Raw genomic sequence first — 12,357 nt, forward strand, 5'->3', positions numbered from 1 at the left:
ATCTCGAAGCTCACAGATGGTCGGCGTCGACCACGGCCTGGGCGAAGACGGTGGGCGCCTCCTGCGGCAGGTTGTGGCCGATGTCCGCGATGGTGCGGTGCGCGTACGGACCGGTGAAGTGGTTGCGGTAGGTGGAGCCGTCGCCGGCCAGGGTGAACGGGTCGAGAGCCGCGTCCAGGGTGACCGTGGGAACGCCGATGGAGGGCTGGGCCGCGAGCAGCTTCTCGTAGCGGTCGTAGCGCTGCTCACCCTCGATGAGACCGATGCGCCAGCGGTAGTTGTAGAGCACGATGGCGGCGTAGTCGGGGTTCGTGAAGGCCTCGGCGGTGCGCGCGTAGGTGGCGTCGTCGAAGTTCCAGTTGGGGGAGACGAGGGTCCACACGTAGCGGCACAGCGCGATGCGCTCCTTCTCGTTCTCCATGGCCTTCTTGCCGCGCTCGGTGGCGAAGTACCACTGGTACCACCAGTTGTGCTCGACGGCCGGGAGGGCCGGCTCGAGCTGCGTCTTGACGTTGGTGATGAGGTAACCGCTGGTGGAGACAAGGGCCTTGACGCGTTCGGGCCACAGCGCGGAGATGATGTCGGCGGTGCGCGAGCCCCAGTCGAAGCCGGCGAGGACGGCCTTGTGGATCTTGAGGGCGTCCATCAGGGCGATGATGTCCAGCGCGATGGCCGACTGCTCGGCGGTGCGGCGGGTGTGGCGGGACAGGAAGCGGGTGCTGCCGTGACCGCGCAGGTAGGGAACGATGACGCGGTAGCCCTGGTCGGCGAGGAGCGGGGCGACGTCGACGTAGCTGTGGATGTCGTAGGGCCAGCCGTGCGGGAGGAGGACGACGGGGCCGTGGGCGGGGCCGGCCTCGGCGTAACCGATGTTCAGCAGGCCCGCCTTGACGTGCCTGATCGTACGGAACTCGGTGTGGGTGCCCGGGGTGATGGTGGGCACGGTGGGAACGGAAGTGCCGCCCTGCGTGGACGATGCGGTCGCGGCGGATGCGTTGGCCTGCAGGCCGGACGGCGAGACCGCGGCCGCGCCGGTGCCCAGACCGACGGCCTTGCTGAAGGTACGCCTGTTGATCATGTGAAACCCCTCCGTGGTGTGTTTCCGGTGACCGGCCCGAGCCCGGGAGACCTCCCGCTCGCGGCGCGACGACCCTCGCACAGTAAGTGTCACCTGTCAAACCGGTGACGCGGGGTGCGGGGTGGGGTCGGTGGCACATACTCTCGTCCGCAGCGAACCCGGACACATCAGTCATATGACGGTGAGCCGCGGGCGAGTCGTTCGACTGAGAGAACACACCTCGATGTCCTGCACTCATACGCCCTGTCCGTCCTCCAGCCTGGCCAGGGCGTCGCGCAGCGCGGCGCGCGAGGTGACGCCGAGTTTGGGGAACACCTGATAGAGGTGTGAGCTGACGGTGCGTGGCGACAAATGCATGCGTTCGCCGATCTCCTTGTTGGTCAGTCCGCTCGCGGCGAGATCGGCGATGCGGCGTTCCTGCCAGGTCAGTGCCGCGAGGTGTGCCGAGGAGGCGCGCGTGGCCGCACCGGTGGCACGGAGTTCGGCCCGGGCCCGTCCGGTCCAGGTGGGGGCGCCGAGCCGTTCGAACGTCTCAGCAGCCAGGGTCAGTGACAGCCGCGCCGCCTTCTTCCCCTGGGTGTGTCGGACGTGGATGCCATCGCCGAGGCCGGCGAAGGCGCGCTCCACCCGCTCCTGCACGCCCGCGCCGCGGCGCACCACGTCACCCCAGGCGTCCTGGTAGATGCGGGAGTTCGGAGGCACCAGGTCGCCGAGCGAGTCGAGAAGCTCATGAGCCCGTTTCCCAGTACGTCTCGTCGCTCGCGTACTGGCTGATGACCAGGAGCTGGTTGACCAGCCGTGCGAACACCTCGCTCGGTACTCGCACACCGCGGTCGCGGATGCTCTCGAGCGCCGCCAGGATCTGGCGATGCGAGGACCGTACGTCCCCGTCCTCGTACAGCGCGACGTAGACCGATGCGATCACGGCGGCCGGGGACTCGCTCATGCCGGACGTGATGTCGGAGCGGGCCAGCTGCTGGGCCCTGTCCAGCAGCTGGCGTGACCGGCGATGAACGCGGCGTCGCCCAGCCTGCGGGACCGTTCCTCGGGGCTCTCGCTCAGCTCCGCGGCCCGGGTCAGCCAGGCCACGGCGGCCTGCGAGCCACCCCGCCGGGTGGCGGAGTCCGCGGCCGCCTTCAGCGCGGCCGCGACCCTTTCGTCCGGGTCGACCGTGGAGGCCGCCAGGTGCATGGCCCGCCGCTCCACGTCGTCGCGGTGCACCTGGGCGAGGGCCGCGTGGGCCGCGCGCCGCTCGTTGGGCATCGCCTTCTGTACGACCGTCGAGCGCGCCAGGGGATGGCGGAAGACGAAGTCGCCGCTGAGCGGATCGATGTCCAGCAAGGCCGCAGGCCGACGCCTCGTCGGCGTCCACCATGCGATAGCGCGTGCCCCGGGTGCGATCGGCTGCCGTGCCCGCTCCCACGCCGTCCAGCGCACCGCACAGCAGCTCCGCGCGCATCGCCTCGCCGAGGGACTCGATGCGCGTGCCGTGCACCTGCTGCAGACGCCGGGGCACCGGCAGCGGCACTGAGGCATCGTGCGGGGCGACAGGTTCCGCGGCCGGACGTCCCCGGGTGACCGACGTGAAGGTGGGCGGGCAGTTCGAGCAGTGCCAGCGGGTTGCCCCGCGCCTGGTCCAGCACCAGACGGCGCACGCGTGTGTCCAGGCCTGGGCGGCGCAGGTCGAGAAGCCGCCGGGCTTCCTCGCCCGGAAGGGCCCTGACCGGCAGTGCGGGCAGGGCCGCGGTGTCGAACTCCGACGCCACGCCCGAGCGCAGAGCGACGACGAGCTTCACCGAGCTGCCGGCGAGCCGGCGCCCCGCGAACCCGATCACCGCGACGCTGGAGGAGTCCAGCCACTGGCCGTCGTCGAGGAGCAGCAGCGGCTTCGTCGAGTAGGCCAGGGACAGCAGGTCCAGGACGGCGATGCCGAGCGACATGACCGACGGCGGCTTTCCGGTGCTCCGCCCGAAAACGGTGTCGAACACCTTGCGGGTGCACCTGGTCCAAGCCCTCGACGGAGGGAAGCAGGGGATGGAGGAACTAGGGGATGGAGGAACTGGTGCAGACCGGCGAACGGGAGCCCGGACTCGGCCTCGGCTCCGGCGGCCCGGATCACTTCGTGGCCCGCCTGCCCGGCCAGCTGCGCGACATGGTCGAGCAGGGCGCTCTTGCCCACCCCCGCTTCACCCCTGAGGACGAGGGCCTGCCCCTCGGCGGCTGCCATGAACGTGGACAGCCGCTCCCGCTCACCGTCCCGGCCGATCATCGTCACAAGCGACTCCACCGCGCCTCACTCCCCTTCACGACCGAACCAGCCACGTGCGTGGACCTTTGAGCCTATGTGTGCGGAGTCCCGCTCTCTCGGCGAATCCGAGGCAGGACGGGTTGCGCTGCGGACCTCGGCATCTCTGCGCTGGTCAAGCGACCTGGCCCCGCACAGCCGGCGGGTCCTGGGACCGCTGACGTGGGACGCCGACCCCGTGCAGATACGTGTCGACCACCACGTCGGCCGCCTGCCCGGGGCTCAGGTGTGCCTGCCGGTGCGCGGCGAGGTTCACCAGCTCGGGCAACAGCGGCCCCGCCCAATACTGCGGCTGGTCCCGGCGCAGCAGGCCTTCGTCGGAGGCTCGCCGCCGGAAGGCCTCGACCTCGGCGACACAGGCGTCCCGGCGCCGGCGGATGGTGTCGTCGGCGAGCATGCGGGCGAGGTCGACGGGCCAGGTGCGGTTGACGGCGATGATGTTCTCGACGTAGCGGTGCAGGGCGACGGCGACGGGTGCCTCGCGCAGCCGTGCGTCCTCGATGGCCTGCTCGATGGCCGTGACGCGGGCTTCATGGATGGCCCCCAGAAGTTCCTCACGGCAGGCGAAGCGGCGGTACACGGTGCGCCGGTCCACACCTGCCTCGGCGGCGATGCTCGCGATGCTCGCGCCGGGATCGGCGGCGAGCATGCGTGCTCCGGTGGTCAGGACGGCTTCCAGGTTGCGTGCTGCGTCGGTTCTCACTCCGCAAGAGTACCTCGAATGTGCTCCTATTGAATATAAGTGCTACATTTGCGTGACAGTTTGATGGCCTGCTGCATCGAAAGCACCGGAAGAGAGAAAGCACATGATCACCTACGACCGGCTTTTCATCGGAGGTTCCTGGGTCGAGCCGAGCAACCCGCAGCTCCTCGACATCGCCTCGCCGCACGACCAGTCGGTGGTCGGCCGCGTCGCGCAGGCGCAGCCGGCGGACATCGACCGAGCGGTCGCCGCGGCACGGGCCTCCTTCGAGGCGGGGGAGTGGCGGCTGACCCCGCCGGCAGAACGGATCGCGACCCTCCGCCGCTTCAACGCCCTGCGCGAGCAGAACGCGGAGAAGATCGCGCACCTGATCTCGCTGGAGAACGGCTCCGCAGGCTGGTTCACCCGCGCCGGACAGCCCGGCCTGACCCGGCAGGCGAACGCCTACCTGAAGGCGGCGGAGGAGTTCGCCTGGGAGGAAACACTCCAGCCCTCCGACCCCACCTCCCCGGTACGCAGCGTGGTGCGCCGCGAGGCGATCGGCGTCGTGGCCGCGGTCATCCCATGGAACTCGCCCTTCTCCTCGGCCACTTCGAAGATCATCCCCGCCCTGGTCGCCGGCAACTCCGTAGTCCTCAAGGTCTCCCCGGAGAACTCCCTGAGCATGGGTTTTCTGGCCGAGCTCCTCGAGCAGGTGGGCCTGCCGGAGGGCGTGATCAGCGTCCTGCCCGCAGACCGGGAGACCAGCGAGTACCTGGTGTCGCACAGGGACGTCGACAAGATCGCCTTCACCGGCTCGACCCGGGCCGGCCGCCGCATCGCCGCGATCGCCGGCGAGCAGTTCAAGCGGGTCAGCCTGGAACTGGGCGGCAAGTCCGCCGCGATCATCCTCCCCGACGCCGACATCGAGAAGGCCGTCGCGGGCCTGAAGTTCGGCTCCCTGCTCAACAACGGGGAGTCGTGCATCGCCCAGACCCGCATCCTGGCCCCGCGCAGCCGGTACGAAGAGGTCGTGGCCGCACTCAAGGAACTCGTGGAGTCGCTGAAGGTCGGCGACCCGAACGACTCCGACACCTTCATCGGCCCGATGATCCGCCCCGACCAGCAGGAACGGGTGCGCAACTACATCCAGCTCGGCATCGAGGAGGGCGCCCGTCTGGTCGCCGGCGGCCCGCAGATCCCCGAGGGCCTGGAGAAGGGCAACTACGTCACACCCACCGTCTTCGCCGACGTCGACAACTCCATGCGGATCGCACAGGAGGAGATCTTCGGCCCGGTCCTGGTGGTCATCGCCTACGACGACGAGGACGACGCCGTCCGCATCGCCAACGACTCCGAGTACGGCCTCTCCGGCGGCGTCTGGTCCTCCGACGAGGAGCACGCCCTGGCCGTCGCCCGCCGCGTCCGCACCGGCACCATCACCGTCAACGGCGCCTCCGTCGCCTTCGACGGCCCGTTCGGCGGCTTCAAGGCGAGCGGTATCGGCCGCGAGTACGGCGCGGTCGGCCTCGGCACCTACACCGAGTACAAGACCATCACCGTCTGACCGACCCTGGCGGACCACACGCCACAAGATGACCGCCGACGGTGGCAGGTGCCCCGACCTGCCACCGGCGCGGCGTTTCCTGTGAGGCTCAGAGCACCGCGTTGTCGGCGGCCCCCGGGAAGTCCGTACTGAACGCCAACTCCCGGCCGACCTCGAACTCGGCCCGCACCTGGTCCAGCCTGACCCCGATACGCCGCTGGGCGTCGCTGTCCCAGGACGACCCAGTGGGCCAACTCCGGTGCGCTGACGGCCTGATGGATCGCCTCGGCGGCACGCACCGCGGCCTCGCGGTCCGCGGGCTCGGTGACGTCGAGCCTGACCGCCAGAGCGGTCTCCGGATAGCGCGCGGCCAGCTCGGTGGTGGCCTGCGTCGAGCTGGCCGTCGCCACGACCTGACCGCCGTGGGCCAGGACGTGTTCGGCGAGGGCCTTGCCCAGTCCACTGGAGGCGCCGGTGATGAGCCCGAGGCCGTCCTGGCGCACCGCGATCGCATGTCCGCCGACTGGAAGGACGACGGCCAGGTCGAGTGGGTCAAGTCGGCCGGCATCGACCTGCTGCGCGGCCATGGGCGGCTGGCGGGGGAGCGCGAGGTGTCCGTGGAGACTCCCGACGGCGACACCGTCCGGCTGCGGGCCCGGCACGCCGTCGCCATGTGCACCGGCAGCCGTGCGGCTCTGCCCCCGCTGCCCGGGATCGAGATCCTGCGGCCCTGGACCAGCCGGGAGGCGACCAGCGCCCAGCGGCTGCCGCAGCGTCTCGTGATCGTCGGCACTGGTGTCGTGGGTGTCGAGATGGACACCGCCTGGCAGGCCCTGGGCGAGCAGGGTAACCCTGCTCGGCCAGGAGGACGTGCTGTTGCCCCGGATGGAGCCGTTCGCGGGCGAGTTGGTGACCGAGCGCCTGCGGGAGGCCGGTGCGGACGTACGTTTCAACGTCTCCGTCGTCGGCGCGGAGCGGGTGGGCGGCGACGGCCACCGCGAGGTCCGTGTCACCTTGTCGGACGGCGGTGTGGTCACCGCCGATGAGATCCTCTTCGCCACCGGCCGCGCCCCGCGCTCGGAGGACATCGGGCTCGACACCGTGGGACTGAAGCCGGGGGACTGGCTCGCCACCGACGACAGCCTGACCGTCACCGCCGTCCCGGGGGGGACTGGCTGTACGCCGTGGGCGACGTCAATCGCCGCGCCCTCTTCACCCGCCACGGCAAGTACCAGGCCCGCGTCGCCGGGGCCGTGATCGCCAGCCGGGCGCGGGGCGAGGAACTCGACACCGGCCGCTGGGCCCCGCACAGCAGCACGGCCGATGTCGAGGCCGTCCCGGGTGTCGTCTTCACCGATCCCGAGGTCGCCTCCGTGGGTCTGACCGTCCGAGAGGCCGAGCGCACCGGCCGGGACGTCGAGGTCGCCGACTACGAGATCGGCCACCTCGCGGGAGCCGTCCAGTACCGCCCCGACTACCGGGGCCGGGCCCGGAACCTCATCGACCGGGATCGTCAGGTCGTCGTCGGCGCCACCTTCGTCGGACCGGGCGTCGCCGAACTGCTGTACTCGGCCACCGTCGCCATCACCGGGGAGGTGCCGGTCGAGCGCCTTTGGCACGCCGTACCCGCCTTCCCCACCATCAGCGAGGTGTGGCTGCGCCTGCTGGAGGCGAGGAGGGACTCATGACCACCGCACGGGACCTCACCGTCTGCTGGACCAGGCGAGTATCTCGCTCATCCGGCAGGAGCCTTACGAGACGGTCGACGACTGCCTGTGGCGCCGGGGCGGCGACCTCGCCGCGGCCTACGTCGGCGACTTGGAGAGGGCCGGGCTCCTCACCCGTCCACGGGGCCACGGGTTCCGGCTGCGGTCCGCGCGGGCCGTGCCGGCCGACACCGAGGCACGCCGCGGTGCGGAGGAACGCAGGGTGTCCGACGAGCCCGTCCTCGCCGCCCTGCTGGCGGAGGCGGGGATCGGGGAGGACTCGTCGGAGGCGCGCGAGAACCTCATCGGGGACGCGGTCGCGACGGTGCTGGCCGCCGTCGGCGACGCGGTGACGCGGCTGGAGGCCGTACGACTGCGGCGCGACGTCGAGAACGCCGCCTTCGAGAACATGTGGCGGGCATAAGGACCCCGCCGGCGGGCGCGCCCACGGGCGGAGTCATATCCGCGGGCGGTCCGAAAACGGATCCTGTCCTGGTCCTCGTCGACACATGAGTGAACCTTTCCCCCTCGCCGTTCGTGGAAGTAGGGGGAACAGGAAAGCCCCGTCGGTCCTGTCGTGAGGAGAAAGCGCGCTCGTGAAGATCGGTGTGGGGCTTCCCCATCAGATCCACGATGCCCGGCGGACGGGGTTCTGCGGGGAGGAACGGGCGGAGGTGTCAGTCGGAGTCCGGCTTCACCAGGGTGTACATGACGGAACGCTGTTGCTTGTGACGCCTGATACGTCCCTTGGCGACCAGGGATTCGAGGGTGTTCCGCACCACCTGAGGTGTGGGATTGCGGTCCGGGTGCTTCCCGAGCAGTTCGTCCCGCAGTTCCTTCGCCAGACGCGGCTCGTCGTACTTGGCGAGCAGGTCCACCAGAAGGTCACCGAGCAGAGGCTGGCGCGACTTCTCCTTCGCACCGGCCTTCGCCGTCTTGCCGGACGCGGCGGTCTTGACCGGTGCCGTGCGCCGCGAAGCGGCTTTGGCGGGGGCCTGTTCCGCCTCCGCGGCGACGGGCTCGTCCTGCAACTGCTCGGGCAGACGGGACGCGTCCGCAAAGTTCTCGTACCGCTCGGCGAGGTTGAGGATGTCTGCCAGGAGGGCTTCCTCCTGCTTCAACACCGTGATCCTCTCCGCCAGCTCCTGCTGTCGCCGGCGGTTTTCCTCCAGGTCCGACGCGGCTTGTGCAACGTACCGCGTTCGGAGCGTGGCGGCTGACTGGCTGGTCACAACCGTTCACTCCCTCGATATGAATGACGTTGCGCATGGTACCCACGGCGAGGGTCCCGTGCGGATAGGTGTCAACGCCAGGTGGTTCGCCTGGCATGCCCACCCTTCACGATAAGCGCTGATGTGCCTGCGCATGGAGGAAGTGTGGCCCTTCTTCGGCCACCCGGGGTCCGGCGACATCCCTCGCACGAGGTTCTCTACGGCCATACTGCTCGGTAAGTGTGTTGTTGAACGCGTTTCCGTGGCCGATCCGGGTCGGTCCGTCGTCACCTCGCGGCGTGCTCACGGGCCGTCAGGGCGGCCTCCTTGGCCTACCCGTGGTGCACGGGGCCGTGGCCGGGCAGGACGAGGTCCGCGTCCAGGCTCTCGATCAAGACCAGGGAGTCCAGCGCCCGGGCACGGTCGGTGTGGAACATGTCGGGCAGCAGCTGTGGGCCGCTGATACGTGACGTGGGATCCGCGGTCACCAGAGCGTCGCCCGTGATCAGGATGCCGCTTCGGGCAGGTGCTAGGCGCAGTGACCCTTGGTGTGTCCCGGTGTGTGCACGGGCACCGGCGCACCGGGCAGGTCCAGGGCTCCCGGCGCGGGGAAGGCCTGCGGCTCGCAGTCGGGAACATGGGTGGTCCCGCCGGCCCGGAGGGCGTGTACGGCCCACGGGAGCACACCGGGCCGCCATGCCTGCGCGAGCACCTGTCCGACCGTCACCTGGTCGAGGAAGTCGCGGCGGGCGTGCGGCACCTCGTCCTGGTGCATGAGGACCGGCACGTCGTACGCGGCGCGCAGGTGCTCGGCCGCGCCGATGTGGTCGTTGTGCGCGTGGGTGACCAGGACGGCGGCCACGGAGCGTGCGTTCAGCCCGACCTCCTCCAGCGAGGCGAGCACGACGTCGCGGTCGCCGGGGTAGCCGGCGTCGACGAGGTGCAGCTGTCCCCGTCCTTGACGATCCCCCAGTTGGTGTTGCTCCCGGACACCGAATAGACGTTGCTCTCGACGCGAACGATGTCGTCCTCACGCAGAAACTTCGACATGGCCGCTCCGATCCTCTCGTCGCGCCCAAACCTACCTGAGAAGAGTCACACGTGTGACTGCTGCTCGGGGAGCCACGAAGGATCGCCGTAGACCCTCAACGCCATGACGGCCTCGCGCACCTCTGCCGGCAGGGCGGCGGGCAGCGAGGAAGACCGCGTACCGGGACGGCTACGGCTCCACAGCGGCCCCTGGGGCCGTGCCCCCGTCGTGTCCCGGAGCACCGGGCCCGGGGCCGGCGGCAGCCGGAAGTCGGCGGCCGCCATCACGGCGACGGCCCGGGCCGCGACCTCGACCCGGGCCGTTTCAGGGCCGCCAGGACGCTGTCGCCGAGCTGCGGGGCCGTCAGGGCCCGGAATCGGTTGTCGACGAAGCGGATCCTCGTGACCTGGCCGCCTGCGCCCACCGTGACCTCCACGACGCCGTCTCTTGAACGCGCCGTCACCGACAGCGCCTTCAGCTGTTCCCGGGCCCTGGACCAAGCTCCGTACTGCTCGGCGAAGTCGGCAAGGACCTTCTCCAGACGGCTCCCCGGTGACGTCTCCATGGTCCACCTCTGCCTTCCGACATATGAAGGACACGAGACGACCGCACATGAGGTTCACATGTCGGAGAAACCTCGTGTGTGGACCCCGGCATTCCTCAGGGCATAGCCTCGATCACACGTGCGCCGGGCATGCTCCGCGCCGGACCGTCGCCACACCTGGAGGACCCCTTGTTCAGCATCACCGTACGTGACCACATGATGGTCGCCCACAGCTTCCGCGGCGAGGTCTTCGGGCCCGCCCAGCGGCTGCACGGGGCGACGTTCGTCGTGGACGCGACGTTCCGGCGCCCGGAGCTGGACGACGACAACATCGTCGTCGACATCGGTCTGGCCACCACCGAACTCGGCAAGGTGATCGGCGAGTTCAACTACCGCAACCTCGACGACGAGGAGCAGTTCCACCAGGTCAACACCTCGACGGAGTACCTCGCCAAGGTGATCGCCGACCGCCTGGCCGAGGCGATCCACGCGGGCACGCTGGGCGAGGGCGCCCGCGGGATCCGCGAGGTGGTCGTGACGCTGCACGAGTCGCACATCGCGTGGGCCGGCTACGAGCGCAGTGTGTGACGGGATCCCCATTCCTGTGAGTGCTGCTCAGCCGCGCACGGTGACCGGGGGAGTGTTGTACCCCTCGGCCCGCAGCTTCGGCCGGCCGGAGGGCAGGGCGGACGCGGGCCATGACAAGGTCACCGTGTGTGTCTCGCCTGGCAGCAGCCGCAGGTAGTTGTCGTCGTAGAGCGTCGGCAGGACCCGGGCGCCGTCCTCCTGCAGCAGGGAGAGCCGGACCATCGCGGCGACCATGGACCCGCGGTTGTGGACCGTTGCGGTCCGTACGCCGGTCTCCGTCGCGCGACACCCGCGTGAGGGAGGCCGACAGCTTGGCCTGCTGGACCTGGTTGAGGGCGCGTAGCGCCTCGGGTGTGCGGCAGCGCCAGTAGGTGTTGCGGGACAGCGTCTGGCCCCAGTCGTCCGTCAGGGTCAGCCGCAGCAGGCGCAGGTCCGGCAGGTCGCCCGTGGGCGCCGAGGTGAAGGCCACGGCCGAGGCCGCGGGGTCACGTCCACGCGCGCCTGCCGGGTGCTCGCGATCCGGCGGCCGGACAGGTCGTCTCCGCGGTGAGCTGCGGAAGCGGTATCCCGAAGCTGTCCGCGGTCTCGACCGGCTGACCGAGGAGGACGACGCGCTGGCCGGGGGCCTCGACGAGCTGAAGAGCGTCATCGCGCGGATCGCCGAGGAGCGCCGGGTCGGCGGATCGGTGAGCTGGGGGCACGCGATGAAGGAGGGGACGCTCACCTCCCACCGCGTCCGGGACCGGCTCACCGGGCAGTTCGCCGCCGAGGAACCGCTGCTCAGAGCGCTGCTCCCAAGGTCCCGGACGAGGATGTTCTGAGGCTTCGCAACGCGGTGACCGACGGGGTCCGGCGCGGCGGGCCGCACCTGGTCCTCGGCCTCCTGCAGTACCCGAAGCCCGCGGCCGGCCTGGACCACCTGTACGCCCGCCTGCCGCCGCCCGCGCGCTGGGCCCGGCGGATGCTGATGAACAAGTTCCGCAAGACCCTCAAGGACCTCGCAGCCGACTGACGCCGGCGTTCGCCCGGGACCGTGCGCCGTCCCGGTCAGGCGGTCGCGAAGGACCTCGCGATCGGCTGAGCCGGGGGACCGTACGCCGCTCCGGTCAGGCGTTCACGGCGGGCGCGGTCTTCTTGCGGGCGCGGTAGGCTGCGGCCTTGATCTTGTTGCCGCAGGACTCCATGCCGCACCACTGTCGCCGCATGCCCCGGGAGCGGTCGATGTAGACCCGGGTGCACTCGGGGTTGCCGCACTCCTTCATCAGGGGGACGTCCGGTCCGCTGAGCAGTTCGACGGCCTGCCGGGCGACGGTCGCCAGCGCCTGCTCGGGCGTCGCCTCGGTGTGTCGGCCCGTCCGGGTGAGCTGCGGCGTCACGGGGGTCTTGCGCGCGGCCGCGTTGACCACGGCGAGCGCCTCCCGGTCGAACTCCTCACCGAGCCGACGGTCGGTGACGAGCCGGTAGATGGCCTCGCGCACGGTCGTCGCCTCCCGCACGTCGTCCTCCTCGCCGGGCGTGATCGAGTCCACCAGCCCGGACTCCAGGTACCAGGCATTCAGCCGCTCCGGCGTCACGAGCATCTCGAACCGGGTCGAGCGCCGGGCCCGGAGGGTGGCCGCGAAGTCGAGGGCGGGGTGCGCGCATACGAATACATGGTCGAGATTCAC

Annotated in this window: 12 protein-coding genes and 3 pseudogenes; 6 read left to right on the forward strand and 9 right to left on the reverse strand. The window is 70.3% G+C overall.

Annotated features, from left to right (window positions below; genetic code table 11):
• Positions 1-10: 10 nt before the first annotated feature.
• The 3 genes and pseudogenes from AS97_RS44975 to AS97_RS45005 all read right to left on the reverse strand — a co-directional run bounded on the left by AS97_RS44975 (position 11) and on the right by AS97_RS45005 (position 4,032).
• Entirely contained in the window at positions 11-1,078 is a 1,068-nt protein-coding gene (locus tag AS97_RS44975; protein ID WP_210566950.1) for an alpha/beta hydrolase, read from the reverse strand.
• Positions 1,079-1,312: 234 nt separating this feature from the next.
• Positions 1,313-3,347, reverse strand: a pseudogene (locus tag AS97_RS49160) (LuxR family transcriptional regulator).
• A 151-nt stretch (positions 3,348-3,498) separates the two neighbouring features.
• A complete protein-coding gene (locus AS97_RS45005) occupies positions 3,499-4,032 on the reverse strand; it encodes a TetR family transcriptional regulator (protein ID WP_125757156.1) in 534 nt (177 codons plus the stop codon).
• 157 nt (positions 4,033-4,189) lie between these two features.
• Between AS97_RS45005 and AS97_RS45010 the strand changes: the two genes are divergently transcribed.
• Positions 4,190-5,632, forward strand: coding sequence for an aldehyde dehydrogenase (locus tag AS97_RS45010; RefSeq protein WP_086706723.1), 1,443 nt, complete (start codon positions 4,190-4,192; stop codon positions 5,630-5,632).
• Here the strand turns inward: AS97_RS45010 and AS97_RS45015 are convergent.
• Entirely contained in the window at positions 5,602-6,198 is a 597-nt protein-coding gene (locus AS97_RS45015; RefSeq protein ID WP_247204710.1) for an SDR family NAD(P)-dependent oxidoreductase, read from the reverse strand. The genes AS97_RS45010 and AS97_RS45015 overlap by 31 nt on opposite strands.
• Between AS97_RS45015 and AS97_RS45020 the strand changes: the two are divergent.
• Together AS97_RS45020 and AS97_RS45025 are read left to right on the forward strand one after the other, a co-directional pair.
• Positions 6,097-7,299 (forward strand): annotated as a pseudogene (locus tag AS97_RS45020) (NAD(P)/FAD-dependent oxidoreductase); the annotation flags it as partial. The gene AS97_RS45015 and the pseudogene AS97_RS45020 sit on opposite strands and share 102 nt — an antisense overlap.
• A 241-nt stretch (positions 7,300-7,540) precedes the next feature.
• Complete coding sequence (locus AS97_RS45025; RefSeq protein WP_185929787.1) at positions 7,541-7,741, forward strand: hypothetical protein; 201 nt, start codon at positions 7,541-7,543, stop codon at positions 7,739-7,741.
• Positions 7,742-7,994: 253 nt separating this feature from the next.
• Here AS97_RS45025 and AS97_RS45030 read toward each other — a convergent pair whose 3' ends face one another.
• The 3 genes and pseudogenes from AS97_RS45030 to AS97_RS45040 form a co-directional block, all read right to left on the reverse strand.
• Positions 7,995-8,549 carry a hypothetical protein gene (locus tag AS97_RS45030; protein ID WP_059147314.1) on the reverse strand — a complete coding sequence of 185 codons (555 nt, stop codon included), beginning with the start codon at positions 8,547-8,549 and terminating at the stop codon, positions 7,995-7,997.
• 311 nt (positions 8,550-8,860) lie between these two features.
• Positions 8,861-9,578, reverse strand: a pseudogene (locus AS97_RS49165) (MBL fold metallo-hydrolase).
• Between the two features lie 263 nt (positions 9,579-9,841).
• Complete coding sequence (locus AS97_RS45040; RefSeq protein ID WP_059147310.1) at positions 9,842-10,123, reverse strand: YbaB/EbfC family nucleoid-associated protein; 282 nt, start codon at positions 10,121-10,123, stop codon at positions 9,842-9,844.
• Positions 10,124-10,291: 168 nt separating this feature from the next.
• On the opposite strand from AS97_RS45040, the gene AS97_RS45045 reads away from it, so the two are divergent.
• Positions 10,292-10,690 (forward strand): 6-carboxytetrahydropterin synthase, encoded by a 399-nt coding sequence (locus AS97_RS45045; RefSeq protein ID WP_059147309.1) that lies wholly within the window; start codon positions 10,292-10,294, stop codon positions 10,688-10,690.
• Positions 10,691-10,717: 27 nt separating this feature from the next.
• Here the strand turns inward: AS97_RS45045 and AS97_RS48270 are convergent, their stop codons facing one another.
• Positions 10,718-10,924, reverse strand: coding sequence for a glycoside hydrolase family 2 protein (locus AS97_RS48270; protein WP_059147308.1), 207 nt, complete (start codon positions 10,922-10,924; stop codon positions 10,718-10,720).
• Between the two features lie 212 nt (positions 10,925-11,136).
• Here AS97_RS48270 and AS97_RS48275 point away from each other — a divergent pair, with 212 nt between their 5' ends.
• The gene (locus tag AS97_RS48275) at positions 11,137-11,511 is read left to right on the forward strand and encodes a hypothetical protein (RefSeq protein ID WP_247204712.1); all 375 of its coding nucleotides are present in this window, start codon (positions 11,137-11,139) and stop codon (positions 11,509-11,511) included.
• A 14-nt stretch (positions 11,512-11,525) separates the two neighbouring features.
• Positions 11,526-11,702 (forward strand): hypothetical protein, encoded by a 177-nt coding sequence (locus tag AS97_RS45055; protein ID WP_210566954.1) that lies wholly within the window; start codon positions 11,526-11,528, stop codon positions 11,700-11,702.
• 94 nt (positions 11,703-11,796) lie between these two features.
• On the opposite strand, the gene AS97_RS45060 is transcribed toward AS97_RS45055, so the two are convergent.
• Positions 11,797-12,357: a CGNR zinc finger domain-containing protein gene (locus AS97_RS45060; RefSeq protein ID WP_059147307.1), complete on the reverse strand. Its 561-nt coding sequence runs from the start codon at positions 12,355-12,357 to the stop codon at positions 11,797-11,799.

Origin of the sequence: Streptomyces sp. AgN23, from assembly GCF_001598115.1 — a bacterium.
GTDB classification, from domain to species: domain Bacteria; phylum Actinomycetota; class Actinomycetes; order Streptomycetales; family Streptomycetaceae; genus Streptomyces; species Streptomyces antimycoticus.